The sequence below is a fragment of the Mycolicibacterium austroafricanum genome (assembly GCF_902705885.1).
GTDB lineage: Bacteria > Actinomycetota > Actinomycetes > Mycobacteriales > Mycobacteriaceae > Mycobacterium > Mycobacterium vanbaalenii_A.
In genome coordinates this window covers 40,025-52,258 of record NZ_CACSIP010000023.1, presented here as the reverse complement: position 1 = coordinate 52,258, position 12,234 = coordinate 40,025, and the positions used below count along the sequence as shown (strand labels likewise).

The following is a 12,234-nucleotide window of genomic DNA, read 5'->3' as shown; positions in this document are numbered from 1 at the left end:
CTACCCGCTCAGATTCAGTCGGCCGTGCACCGACGAGATCGCGGCTGCCATGTCCTCACCGCTGATCTCGCTGAGCTGTTCAGTGGCAAGGGATTCGATGTCCAGTGACCGCGCCAGCCGCATATCCCGGGACTGCTCGCCGGCTTCCACGAGCTGCCGCGCATATCGACCGTTGCCCGCGACATCGAGTGCCGGCTTGCCGCTCGCGGTGCTCTGGGTCAACAGTGTCGCCGCATCCAGCACCTGCTTGGCGGCCTCGTCGCTGAGCGTGGAATCGCTGCCGGCCGCGATCACTTTGGCGATGTCGACGATCTCCTCCGGGGAGTAGGAGTCGAACTCGATCCGCGTGGAGAACCGGGAGCGCAGGCCGTCGTTGGTCTCCAGCAGACGGTCGATGTCGTTGCTGTAGCCGGCGATGATCACCACGAGCCGGTCTCGGTCGTTTTCCATCCGGGCCAGTAGCGTGTCGAGGGCCTCTGTGCCGAACGGGTCTGCGCGGCCGTCACGTTCCTGCACCAGCGTGTAGGCCTCGTCGATGAACAGCACACCGCCCATGGCCCGGTCGATCGTCCGGGCGGTCTTGACCGCTGACTGCCCTTCATACTCGGCGACGAAGTCCTTGCGCGATGTCTCGACGAGCTTCGGTTCGGTGATCACCCCGAGGCCGGCAAGGATGTTGGCGACCACACGTGCAATGGTCGTCTTGCCGGTGCCCGGAGGGCCGGTGAAGATCATGTGCTTGGACGCTTGGGCGACCTTCATACCGCGGGCCGCACGGACCCTGGCCATCTGGGTGGCGGCACGGTAGCGCTCGATCTGGTCCTTCACCCGGGTCAGGCCGATCTGACGATCCAGTTCCGACTGCGCTTGCGCGAGCAGTCTCTCGCGACCGGAGTTGTCCGCGACAACGCTGGCGGGGTCCCACGGATCGCGCCGGGCAGCGATCTTCTCCGCCGTTGTGGTTTCCAGCCGATACGTCGGATCTTTGAGCGCTGCCGCGACTTTCGGAGACGGATGAGTGGCCTGCAGCCATTCCAGCAGGGCCACCGCCGCCTCCTCGTTGCCCTGGCTGCGGCGGGTCATCGCCAGGAACCAGGCGATCGCGGGAGCACACGCCTCGCCTGCCGGTGACGAGTTCGATTCCATCAGGCGTCGTTCGGCCTCGGTGAACAGGCCGAGATTCGCTGCGGCGACCCCGTGCGCGACCCCGGCCGCGGCCGCCAGGAACTTGTCCGGCCACGACCCGGCGCCCCGCACCTCCTCGATCACATCGGTCCAGCGCTGCGCCGCACCGTAGACCACCGCCTTCACCCAGGACACCAGGTGCTCGGCGCCCGCGGACGGGATGGCTTCGAGGGCTTCCATCGCGTCGGCGTAGTTGCCCTCGGCGGCTTCGGTGACCGCGAACCCCATCGTGATGGCCAGCGGGGAGTTCACCGGATAGGTGATATCGCCGTACTGCCCGCCGATCGGGATTCGGGCCCCCAGGCTGTTCATCGAGATCTCGGCGGCTCCGGCGAGCTGTCCGAAGTTGGTCCGCGAGTACCACGCCCTGAACATCGTCACCCGGTCGGTGTCACCGCAGCGGATACGGCCCACCCAAGCGTCACAGGCGGATTCGTCGACGTTGGTGATGTCGGTGAACATGTCCAGCGACCGCGCCGGGGCGGTGGGCAGCATGCCCACCGCGGTGCCGAAGACACTTGCCAGATGTTCGGTCATTCCTCACCTGCATAGCGGGTAGTGAACAGTTCGGCCCTTGCGGCCCGCGCCTGTTCCGGAGTGGGCAGATCGAGATCACGGTTCAGAAAGTCTCGGGTGGCCACGTTGTCGTGTCCCTGTTCTCGCATGCCGTCCAGCATGAAGGTGTACTGGGCTGATCTTGCATCCCGGGTGGCCAGATCGGCGACGAGAACGATCTCCTCGGCGAGGGCGGCCTCGGCCATCGCGGCCGCCTTCGGCGACAGCTCGATCTGGTGCACCCGTCCGTCCAGGTAGGTAGTCACCGTCACCGTTCCGGGCGGGTTGGTGACCGTGAAGGTGGGCGTCGCATCGTCGTCGTGTTCCGCGGCCTCGGCCGCACCGCCGGAGCCGTACCCCCCGAGGATCGCCCCGAGGTCCGTCTCGCCCGCGCCGTCACCGACGACGCCGAAGTCCAGCGCCGCCAGGTCGTCGTGATTCACCTCCTCGGGAGGGGAATCACCGGGCGGGGGTACGGCCACCGTGTATCGCCTTTCTCAGTCCGGGAACGAAGCGTCGGGCTCGCCGGCGTCGGCTGTGACATGGCGGTCGAACCAGGTTCCGGACGGGAGGAAATCCATGAGCCCGTCCAGGGCCCGTTGCAGGTTCTCCGGCGTCCCAGGCAGGAAGCTGCCGTACAGCTCCCCGTTGACCCGACGCGGGATCGACACGATTCTGCCGTGTGCTGAATCGAGAACCCCGGCACCCACCCCGGCCTGCGAGTACGTCCCGCCGGGGTGGCGCTCGTTGGCGGTGATCTCCACCCAGCTGTCCGGGTTCGCCGTCGCGTCGGCGTAGATCCGGGCCGACGACAACGGCAAGCCGTACTTTCCGAGTTGATCAGCGGTGCGCGCTTCCGCCAGCTTCGCCGCGATACCGGTGAGCGGTTCGACCTCCGCCGCGGTCGCATCACCGACGACCACATTCACCATGGCCGACAGACCGACCTGCGGAGCCACCCGCTGCAGCACCAGCATGTCCTCATCGCGCGCGGCGACGACATGACGTTCCCCCTTGCGACACACCACGAAGCGCACCATTTTGCCACCCACGTCGCGTCGCCACCAACGGCAGTCCAGGGTTCGGTCGGGCCTGCTCAGCGCGTCGACCATTGCAGCGACCTCCGGATGCGGGTCGCCGAACGCGGTGAGAATCCCCTGCGCGGTCAAGTCCCTGGTCACCTGGTCCCACACGATCGTGCGCTGGTCTTCGTAGGGGATGTTCGGCCGGATACCCAGGGACAGCGGGAAGTCCACGAGATGGAGGCGGTCGGCGATGACCAGCATGCCGTCGATGGTCACCTCCACTCCGACCACGTCGTCGTAGTGGGTGGGCTCACCGTCTCCGAAGAACGCGCCGGCCGTCATCGCCACAGCCGCGGCGCCGGCGACATCACTTCGCGGCCCACCAGTTCCTCGAGGTGCCGTCCCGATTCGAAATCGGTTGTCTCGTAACACCCGGCGGCAGCGGTCAGGGTGTCACCCAGGGAGCGCGACTGATCTGCGACGCTGGCTGCGGCATCGCGCCTCGCCTGCTGAATCGCCTCGACGGCGCGCGCGGTGGGCCATGCGACGGTGCCGTGTGATGCGCGGATGCCGGCATCCACATCGAACACCGAGTCGCCGGCATGGCTGAACTCGCCTGCCGCCAGGCCGTGTCTGGCGGCCAGGGCTCGAAGGTGAGCGGTGGTGACCTGCACTGAGGCACCGGACATATGAAACTCCTGCTCTCTATTGCGGCGGTCTCGTCGGGGCCGGGGGTGCGGGCGGCCGTTCGGGCGCCGGGTTGTCCGCCGGCGGCGGCGCCGGCCCTGGGGAGTCGGCTGCGCCGGCCGGCGGAACGCCACCGGCGTCGGAGCCTGCCGCGGCGGCGTCACGGTCCGCACCGTCGTCCGTCCGGTCGCGGTTGGGCATCCGATCGTCGACCTCGTCACTGGTCAACCCATCGGTGTCGGGCCCGCCTGCCGCGGTCAGCGTCGACAACGACTCGCTCACGGCGCCTGCAACCCCGGTCATCACGGCTGCCATCGGGGCGACGATCGACCCGATCATGCCGCCCACGAGCCCGAATGCCGACGACATACCCGACATCGCCTCGGCCGGCATCACGGGTGCGGTTTCGGGCTGTGCAGGTCCGCCGGCCGGGGCTGGTGCCACGCCGGCGACGTCGGTGGTCGGCGGGGGGTCGGTCGCCCCGGCAGCGGTCGGCGGGGGCGGGTCCGCGACCGGCAGAGGCTGATCAGCCGCGGGGTCCGTCGACTCTGACGTCGTCGGATCCTCGGATGACGGCTGTCCGGGCAACCCGTCGGGTTCGACCGGGGCCGCTTTCCTGTGTGTCAGCGCCGAGTACCGGCCGGCGAGGTGCTGCAGCTGTGCGGCGTTGTCGCCGACCTCCTGCGAGAGCTCATCAAGCTCCTCACTACAGACACCCAGGGCGATTTTCACCGCGGACAACTCGAAAGCGGCCTTCATCGCCTCGCCGACGCCGGGAATGCGGCCGATCGCGGAGGTCGCGTAGCTCAGGCTGCCCAGGTGGTCCGACTGGTCGTCCAGCCTGGCGCGGTGGTGGGCCACCTGATGGGCTTCCCGCGCGATCACGGCCTGCACGTCGCGGTCCAGCACCGCCATCAACATCGCGTGCTCGGACTGGCGGCGGTTTGTAGCCGCGTAAGCCTCCGCGCCCGCCCCTTGCCACTCTCCGCCCGGATGCGCCGAACTCACCGTTTCTGCGGCCCCGGTGAACCGCACCGCGCCGTGCCTGAACGGCTCGCCCGATTCGGGGGTGCCCGAGCCCGTGGTCTTCCGCATCCCGGCGATCAGCAACCGCCCGGCGTCCAGGACAGGCGATGCGAGCGGAGCGCGGCTGCCCGCGACATCTCTGGCGACATCTCTGGCGACTTTGCCGATATCCTCGACATCGTCGAACACACCCATGCGTGCACACCCCTTCCCATCGGGAGCGTACCAGCGGGTAGACCCCCTCCGGTGCACAATTTCGGCCGCGGCCGCACGCACCAACGAGGCGCCGCAGGGCACAAATAGCAATGCGGATTGCCTCTCGGAGCAGTTACTACGCTGCCTCAGCAAATGTTCTGTCGCCCATGGACGGTCAACCGTGGGCCGAGCCGACCGTCGGACGCCGTCGTGACGCGATACCGTCGGCCGACGCCGGTCATGTCCTACGGCGGTCACTGTCCGGGTCGCGCACGCCTCGGTGGACAGTTTGCTCGGGTTGTCGGGCCGCTAGCCTTGCGGGTGCTGAGCCGAAGTGGACGGTGCAGCGCCCGCGACGGACCACACGGAGGAGACACGCTGTGACCAACCGCGATGACGCATTGCGGCAAGAGCCGGGGTGGACGGGGCCCGAGGGTTCCGACTTCGAACCCACCTCCGAGCACGCCTCACCCGCGGCGCCCGCGGCCGGCCGACCGGGCCCGCAGGGTCCCGAAGGCTGGAACCAGCCGCGGCCGGCGCGATGGCCGCAACCCGCTCGGCCGTCCCCGCCTCCGCCGCCACCCGGCGCACCGCAGCAGCACCGCGGCGGCGCCCCGTGGCCCGGCCATCCAGACCCGGGACCCGGGTCCTACGCCGACCGGATCCGCGCCGAGGAGTTGGTCCCCACCCGCAAGACCGCCCCCGGCCGCGGCTGGCGGTTGGCCCTGTACAAAGCCACATTCGGCCTCGTCAACCTCGGGCCGTCGCCGGAGGAGCGCCGGCTCGCCGATCTCGAGGCCGCGATCCGGGGACCGCTGCGCGGCCACTTCAAGATCGGCGTGATGGGCAAGGGGGGCGCCGGGAAGACGACGGTGTCGGCCGTCATCGGCTCGGTGCTCGCTGAGCTGCGCCAAGACGACCGGGTGGTCGCCGTCGATGCCGACACCGCGTTCGGCAAGCTCGGCAGCCGCGTCGACCCGAAGGCTCAGGGGTCGTTCTGGGAACTGGCGGGCGACCGGCACCTGGAGACCTTCGCCGATGTGCGCAGCCGGGTGGGCCACAACGCCGCCGGGTTGTTCGTGCTCGCGGGTGAGGCGACCCCGGCACGACGGCGGGTGCTCGACCCGGCCATCTACCGCGAGGCGACTGCTCGCCTCGATCGTCATTTCACGATCTCGGTCATCGACTGCAGCTCGACCATGGACACCCCCGTCACCCAGGAGGTGCTGCGCGACCTCGATGCGCTCGTCGTCGTGTCCACGCCGTGGGTGGACGGCGCAGCCGCGGCCGGGCAGACGCTGGACTGGCTGGCCAACCGCGGTCTGACCACCCTGCTGCAACGCACCATCGTGGTCCTCAACGACTCCGACGGTCATGCCGACAAGCGCACCAGGACGATTCTCGCGCAACAGTTCTCGAGTCAGGGACAGCTGGTGGTCGAGGTTCCGTTCGACGGCCAGCTGCGCCCCGGCGGCGTGATCGACGGAACCCGCGAGATGTCGCAACCCACCCGCCGCCGTTTCCTCGAGATCTGCGCGGCCCTCGCGTCGCACTTCCCGACGCGGGACAGCCGGCCGCGCGAGCGGCCCTGAGCGCAGCGCTCAGGCGATCTGGGTGACCAGGTCCTCGATGGCCCCGACATCGGCCACCGCGATCGGTTCCTCCGCTTCGGCCTGCCGGATCGTCTCCTCGGAAACTCCTGCTGCCTGGGCGGTTTCGAGCACTGTCAGGTTCGCGCCGCGGCGGGCGGCGTAGAGCCGCTGACCGAGCGTGGCATGCGGCGCGGTCGCGGCGCGCACCATCAGGTCGTCGTAGAGGCTGCGGACCGTGCCCAGCGCCTTGATCAGCGCGGGTGTCACCCTCCCGATCCGCGCCGCGCGCGCGGCGACCGCCTCGAGTTGACGCAGATCCGACAGGATGGCGGTCACGCGGGGGGTGAACGCGGGGTCGTCGGTCGGCGGCAGCGCGGCGACGGTCGAGTTGAACGTGCTGATCGCCGTGATGACCGCCTGCGCGATCAGCGACACCTCGTCGCCACCGGTCGCGGCCGGCGGCGCAGCAACGGGTTCTCGGGGCCGCAGGCTCTCGCCCTTGCGCAGCCGGGTGATGGTGCCGGGCGGCCAGCGCAGTACCTCTTCCAGCTTTGCTCGGGTCCGTTCCCTCGGCCAGCTTCGGCCCTTCTCGAACGCGATCAACGCACCGGCGTTGATGATGCCGTCCGCGGCGAGGCTGCGCTGGCTGATGTCGAGTTCTCGGCGGCGTGCCGCTGCGGCCGCGCCCGCCCTGACCATTCCGGGGTCCAATGCGTCGGTCGATTCGTCGATCGACTCCGCGTTGGTCATCTACCCGGATTCCTCGTGCTGTGTGGTCGGATCGGCGCGGACATCGTACCGAGCTGACATGCCACTGCTACGGCTCGGTCCGATAGTCCGCCATGGTTCCGCGTCAAAGCTACACCTTGTCGCGTCGGGAAACCGCGTCAACGCTACAGAAATCGCTGGGTTTTCTTCTCCGGTCCCAGCGACCTCTGGCGACGCATATACGCAGTTGAGCGTCGTTGTTCGCTCGCCCGGGCGGTGCGATGTCGGTCCGGTGGTCACCGGCGCGTACCGGTTTCCGTTGCGGTAACTGTTGCATCGCTATGGTTTGTCGGTTACCTTTCCCGCATCGCGGCGAACCGGCCGCCCCAGCGCACAGAGGAGCGACAACAGATGAACGTGAAGCCGTGGGACGAAACACCGGTCGGCGCATGCACCCGGGAACCGGAGCGGTGGACGACAACGGCCGACGACGAGGCGAAGGTCATCTGCCGAGCGTGCCCCCGGCGGTGGATGTGCGCACGGGAAGCATGCGAACTGCCCCGGGCCGAGGGGCTCTGGGCCGGCATCTACGTGCCCGAGGCCGGCCGCGGACGGACGTTTGCTCTGCGGCAGCTCCAGTCGCTGGCCGAGCGCAACGGTTATCCCGTCCGTGAACGTCGCGTCTACTACGCCGAAACCGCCTGACGGACCCCGCCCCGCCGCCGCTCTCGGGGGGTCGGCGGCGGGTGCGAGCCCCGGAATATCCCTGGGACTGGTGCCGTTCTATGTCTCGACGGTGCCGGGCATGCCCCGGGCCCCAACCACCAAGTCGCTACGAGCGACCACTCGCCGAGAGGCGCCATGGCGGCACCGTCCCCACTTCTTACGCTGGTGTAGTCGCCCGTGTGTTGTCGCGATGAGCATTGCCCTCCGGGGCAGTCTGATCTGCATGGGCAAACTGATCTACGGCTTCAACGTGTCGGTCGACGGATACATCGCCGACGCACAAGGCAACATCGACTGGTCCGATCCGAGCGAAGAACTGCATCAATACTGGAACGACTTCGAGCGGGAGACCGCGCTGTCGTTCTACGGGCGGCGGCTTTACGACCTGATGTCCGCGTACTGGCCGACCGCCGACGAGGCCCCCGACGCCACCCCGCTGATCGTTGACTTCGCGCACATCTGGCGCGACATGCCCAAGGTCGTGTTCTCTCGCACCCTCGAGTCCGTCGACTGGAACTCCCGCCTGGAACGCGGCGACCCGGTCGCGGTGGTGACGAAGCTCAAAGCTGAAACCGAGGGCCAGTTGGAGGTAGCTGGAGCGACGCTGGCCGCACCCATCGTGCAAGCCGGACTGGTGGACGAGTTCAGGATCGTGATCGCCCCCACCGCCGTGGGCGGCGGCACACCGTTTTTCCCGACACTGCCGGCCTGGATCTCGCTGCGCCTGTTGGAGAACCGCACCTTCCCCTGCGGCACGGTCCTGCTGCGCTACGAGACGAGACCCGACTGAGCGGAGGCGCACCGCCAGGTGACATCCCCGGGTCCGCCCACGTCACCAGGTGTCGACGAACCGGTCCCGTGACGGCGCCGGTTTCCCCGCCGCCGCGAGCGTCGCGGCGATGACCGTGCGGGTCTCCGCCGGGTCGATGACGTCGTCGATCTCGAACAGCATCGCCGCATTCAGGGCCTTCGCGTTCTCCTGCGCGGCGGCCGTGGCCGCCTGCACCCGCGCCTCGCGTTCGTCGGCGTCGGTGATCACGTCGAGTTCCTTGCGCAGGCCCAGCCGCACCGCACCCTCCAGGCCCATCGGTCCCAGATGCGCTCCCGGCCACGCGACCGTCAGCACCGGTTCGTGCAGGCTGCCGCCGGCCATCGCCTGCGCTCCCAACCCGTATCCGCGGCGCAGGACCACCGCGATGATCGGAACCCGAAGTGCCGCGCCGGCGACCAGCATTCGTGATGCGCGCCGCACCAGCGACTCCGCCTCGGCCGCCGGGCCGACCATGTAGCCAGGACAATCGATGAGAGATACGACGGGTAGCCCGAAGGCGTCGCAGAGCTGCAGGAAGCGCGCCGCCTTGTCGGAGGCGGCAGCGGTGATGGCCCCCGCGGTGAACCGGGTGTCGTTGGCGATGACGCCGACGGGCCGGCCCTCGATACGGACGAGCGCCGTGACCATCTCCCGGGCGAAGCGCCGCCGAAGCAGGGTGACCGATCCTTCGTCGGCAAGCGTCTCGATGATGGGGACGACGTCGTAGGCGCGTCGCTCCCGCTCGGGCACCGCGGTGCGCAACATGGTCTGATCGGCCTCGGTCCACTCCGTCAGCGATCCCTGGAAGTAGCCGAGCAGGCGCTTGGTCACCGCAACCGCCTCGGCTTCGTCGGCGACGACGACGTCGACGTTGCCGTTGGGTTCCTGCACCGACATCGGTCCGACCTCGTCGGGCGGCACCTCGCCGAGCCCGCCGCCCGCGATCATGGCCGGCCCACCCATCCCCAGGGACGCGTCCGCGGTCGCGACGATCAGGTCGGAAGCGCCTGCGATTACGGCGTTTCCGGCGAAGCATCGGCCCTTGACCACCGCGATCCGCGGCACCACCCCGGACAGCTTGGCCCACAGCGCGAAGGCGCGGGTGTCCAGTGCGGATACCACCGGATAGTCGGTGTCGCCCGGCCGGCCGCCGCCGCCTTCGGCGAAGAACACGGTGGGCAGCCGCATCCGGTCGATGAGCTCGAAGAGCCGGTCCTTCTTGCGGTGCCCCAACGCGCCCTGCGTCCCGGCGAGCACGGTGTAGTCGTAGGACAGCACCGCGCACGCCGAGCGCTCGTCGCCGAAGTGTTCCCCGTTGATCCGGGCGGTGCCGGCGATCAGGCCGTCGGCCGGAGTGCGGGTGATCAGGTCCTCGATGTCACGGCGCATCCGCTGCGGGGCGATCGCGAACCGGCCGTACTCGACGAAGGACCCGGGGTCGACGAGATCTTCGACGTTCTCCCGGGCGGTGCGACCGCCACGGTCGTGTCGGCGTTGCACCGCGTCGGGCCGCGCCGCGTCCTGGGTCAGTGCGCGTCGCCGCAGCAACTCCGCCAGGTCGGGGCGGACACCGTCATGGCCGACCACCTCCGGCGTCACGTGTCGAGATGGTCGATCGCCGTGGCGATTTCGGCGAGCACCGCGTCGACCTGCTGCGGGTGGTAACCGCGCTTACCCAACGGCGCCTTGTCGAAGCGCACCGCGCGGATGTCGTCGGCGCACAGATGCCCCCGTCCCTCGAGCCTGCGTGCGGCCAACGCGAGGAAGTCGTTCACCGATTTCTCGGAATATCCCCGCTTCGGCCACGGCGGCTTCTCGAAGGTGGTGATGCGCAGTTGCTCTGCCGTCAGCCCGCTGTCGCCCATGCTGTCGAACTCTATCCACAACCGCGTTGACGGGTTGTCCACAGCCCGCCGAGCGGACGCAGCGAGTTGTCGGCGGTCGGGCATAGCGTTCGGTCATGACGAACTGGATCAACACCGTCAGCCGCGACCATGTCGAGCGCGGCGTCCGGGGGCGCTTCACACAAGCCAATCACGGCAAGCCGCACATGCTGCGCAGGATGGCACGTGGCGACTGGATCATTTTCTACTCCCCGCGGGAGACGCACCCCGACGGTCCGCCGTTGCAGGCGTTCACCGCGATCGGCCGGGTCGCCGATGATGAGCCCTATCAGGTCGAGGTTTCGGCCGACTTCCAGCCGTGGCGGCGCAATGTGGACTTCCTGGAGTGTGTGCCGGCCCCGATCCGGCCGCTGATCGACCGGCTGGCCTTCATCGAGGACAAAGCGCGCTGGGGCTACAAATTCCGCTTCGGGGTCTTCCGCATCGACGACGCGGACCGCGAGACGATCCGGTCGGCGATGGTCCTGCCCGCCGTCGAGGAGGCTACTGTGGACACGTGAGCAACACCGATGCCGCGCCTGTCGAAGTCGAGTGTGCCGCTTCGCCATTCGCAGGTGTGCTGCACCCTCGCGAGGTGCCCCTCGGAGGACCGCGGGCGATCCGGGTTCGCCGCACCCTCCCCCAGCGGGAACGGTCGCTGATCGGCGCGTGGTGCTTTGCCGACCACTACGGGCCGCACGACGTGCGCGGCGGGCCCGGGATGGACGTACCTCCGCATCCGCACACCGGCCTGCAGACGGTGAGCTGGCTGTTCAGCGGTGAGGTCGAGCATCGCGACAGCGCGGGAATCCACTCGCTGGTGCGGCCGGGGGAACTGAACCTGATGACCGCGGGCGCGGGAATCTGCCACTCCGAGGTGTCGACGGCCAACACCTCGGTGCTGCACGGGGTGCAGCTGTGGGTGGCGCTGCCCGACGCCGCCCGGAACACCGGCCGCGACTTCGCGCACTACGTCCCGCGGCCGCAGTCCCGGGGCGGCGCCACCCTGCGGGTCTTCCTCGGCGAACTCGAGGGGGACCGGTCCCCGGTGCACACCTTCACCCCACTGCTCGGTGCCCAGCTGGACCTCGACCCGGGGGCGGAACTGACACTCGACATCGACGACACCTTCGAGCACGGCGTGCTGCTCGACCAGGGCGTCATCGAAGCGTGCGGGTCGGTGCTCGAGGTCGCCGATCTGGCCTACCAGCGTCCGGGGCATCGGCGCCTGCACCTGGCCAATCGCGGCGACGGTCCGGCGCGGGCAGTGCTACTGGGCGGCGTCCCGTTCGGCGAGCACCTTGTCATGTGGTGGAACTTCGTCGGCCGCAGCCATGACGAGATCGTGGCCTACCGCGAGCAATGGGAACGCCACGACGAGCGGTTCGGTGCCGTCGACGGCTACCACGGCACCGTCGATCGGCTGCCCGCGCCTGCCCTACCGAACGGGCGGTTGCGGCCGCGCGGCAATCCGGAGCCGTGAATCTGGGTATAGATGTACACCATGACTACCGACAAAACCGGCGCCCCCACCGACGTCACCGCCGAGGCTGACCGCTTCAGCATCTCGGTCGACGGACAGAAGGCCGGCTTCACCGAGTTCATCGACCACGACAACCAGCGCATCTTCCCGCACACCGAGATCGACGACGAATTCGGCGGACGCGGGCTGGGGACCATCGTGGTTCGCGAGGCGCTGGAAGTGACCCGGGAAGCCGGGCTACGGATCGTGCCCGTCTGTCCGATGGTCTCTGGCTTCATCGACAAGCACGCCGAGTTCGGTGACCTCGTCGATCCGGTCACGTCCGACGTCAAGAGGATCCTGGCGAGCCGCTGACCGG

14 protein-coding genes are annotated in these 12,234 nt (G+C 68.9%); 6 read left to right on the top strand and 8 right to left on the bottom strand.

The window, feature by feature from the left end; all coding sequences use genetic code 11:
• The 5 genes from eccA to BEMPMBAN_RS15790 are packed head-to-tail and all read right to left on the bottom strand — an operon-like array spanning nucleotide 1 to nucleotide 4,673.
• Entirely contained in the window at nucleotides 1-1,722 is a 1,722-nt protein-coding gene (gene eccA / locus BEMPMBAN_RS15810) for a type VII secretion AAA-ATPase EccA (protein ID WP_159231613.1), read from the bottom strand.
• Nucleotides 1,719-2,222, bottom strand: coding sequence for a DUF2694 family protein (locus tag BEMPMBAN_RS15805; RefSeq protein WP_159231611.1), 504 nt, complete (start codon nucleotides 2,220-2,222; stop codon nucleotides 1,719-1,721). The genes eccA and BEMPMBAN_RS15805 overlap by 4 nt, the downstream gene beginning before the upstream one ends.
• A gap of 15 nt (nucleotides 2,223-2,237) precedes the next feature.
• Nucleotides 2,238-3,107: an ESX secretion-associated protein EspG gene (locus BEMPMBAN_RS15800; protein ID WP_159231609.1), complete on the bottom strand. Its 870-nt coding sequence runs from the start codon at nucleotides 3,105-3,107 to the stop codon at nucleotides 2,238-2,240.
• Nucleotides 3,104-3,454, bottom strand: coding sequence for a type VII secretion target (locus BEMPMBAN_RS15795; RefSeq protein WP_159231607.1), 351 nt, complete (start codon nucleotides 3,452-3,454; stop codon nucleotides 3,104-3,106). Before BEMPMBAN_RS15795 ends, BEMPMBAN_RS15800 begins: the two co-directional genes overlap by 4 nt.
• 16 nt (nucleotides 3,455-3,470) lie before the next feature.
• On the bottom strand, nucleotides 3,471-4,673 hold the full coding sequence (locus BEMPMBAN_RS15790) for an EspA/EspE family type VII secretion system effector (RefSeq protein ID WP_159231605.1): 1,203 nt from the start codon (nucleotides 4,671-4,673) through the stop codon (nucleotides 3,471-3,473).
• 380 nt (nucleotides 4,674-5,053) lie between these two features.
• On the opposite strand from BEMPMBAN_RS15790, the gene BEMPMBAN_RS15785 reads away from it, so the two are divergent.
• A complete protein-coding gene (locus BEMPMBAN_RS15785) occupies nucleotides 5,054-6,265 on the top strand; it encodes a MinD/ParA family ATP-binding protein (protein ID WP_159231603.1) in 1,212 nt (403 codons plus the stop codon).
• Nucleotides 6,266-6,274: 9 nt separating this feature from the next.
• Here BEMPMBAN_RS15785 and BEMPMBAN_RS15780 read toward each other — a convergent pair whose 3' ends face one another.
• Nucleotides 6,275-7,015 carry a transcriptional regulator gene (locus tag BEMPMBAN_RS15780; RefSeq protein WP_159231601.1) on the bottom strand — a complete coding sequence of 247 codons (741 nt, stop codon included), beginning with the start codon at nucleotides 7,013-7,015 and terminating at the stop codon, nucleotides 6,275-6,277.
• A 369-nt stretch (nucleotides 7,016-7,384) separates the two neighbouring features.
• On the opposite strand from BEMPMBAN_RS15780, the gene BEMPMBAN_RS15775 reads away from it, so the two are divergent.
• Both BEMPMBAN_RS15775 and BEMPMBAN_RS15770 read left to right on the top strand, forming a co-directional pair.
• Nucleotides 7,385-7,678, top strand: a complete 294-nt coding sequence (locus BEMPMBAN_RS15775; protein ID WP_159231599.1) for a WhiB family transcriptional regulator — start codon at nucleotides 7,385-7,387, stop codon at nucleotides 7,676-7,678.
• 244 nt (nucleotides 7,679-7,922) lie between these two features.
• A complete protein-coding gene (locus BEMPMBAN_RS15770; RefSeq protein ID WP_159231597.1) occupies nucleotides 7,923-8,489 on the top strand; it encodes a dihydrofolate reductase family protein in 567 nt (188 codons plus the stop codon).
• Nucleotides 8,490-8,531: 42 nt separating this feature from the next.
• On the opposite strand, the gene BEMPMBAN_RS15765 is transcribed toward BEMPMBAN_RS15770, so the two are convergent.
• Both BEMPMBAN_RS15765 and BEMPMBAN_RS15760 read right to left on the bottom strand, forming a co-directional pair.
• On the bottom strand, nucleotides 8,532-10,109 hold the full coding sequence (locus BEMPMBAN_RS15765; protein WP_234897496.1) for an acyl-CoA carboxylase subunit beta: 1,578 nt from the start codon (nucleotides 10,107-10,109) through the stop codon (nucleotides 8,532-8,534).
• A complete protein-coding gene (locus BEMPMBAN_RS15760; RefSeq protein ID WP_159231595.1) occupies nucleotides 10,106-10,375 on the bottom strand; it encodes a DivIVA domain-containing protein in 270 nt (89 codons plus the stop codon). The genes BEMPMBAN_RS15765 and BEMPMBAN_RS15760 overlap by 4 nt, the downstream gene beginning before the upstream one ends.
• A gap of 95 nt (nucleotides 10,376-10,470) precedes the next feature.
• Between BEMPMBAN_RS15760 and BEMPMBAN_RS15755 the strand changes: the two genes are divergently transcribed.
• From BEMPMBAN_RS15755 to BEMPMBAN_RS15745, 3 genes are read left to right on the top strand one after another with little or no spacing between them, the layout of a single operon-like run.
• Nucleotides 10,471-10,914, top strand: coding sequence for an EVE domain-containing protein (locus tag BEMPMBAN_RS15755; RefSeq protein WP_159231593.1), 444 nt, complete (start codon nucleotides 10,471-10,473; stop codon nucleotides 10,912-10,914).
• Entirely contained in the window at nucleotides 10,911-11,876 is a 966-nt protein-coding gene (locus BEMPMBAN_RS15750; RefSeq protein ID WP_159231583.1) for a pirin family protein, read from the top strand. The genes BEMPMBAN_RS15755 and BEMPMBAN_RS15750 overlap by 4 nt, the downstream gene beginning before the upstream one ends.
• Before the next feature lie 21 nt (nucleotides 11,877-11,897).
• On the top strand, nucleotides 11,898-12,230 hold the full coding sequence (locus tag BEMPMBAN_RS15745) for a GNAT family N-acetyltransferase (protein WP_159231582.1): 333 nt from the start codon (nucleotides 11,898-11,900) through the stop codon (nucleotides 12,228-12,230).
• The last annotated feature ends 4 nt before the right edge of the window (nucleotides 12,231-12,234 follow it).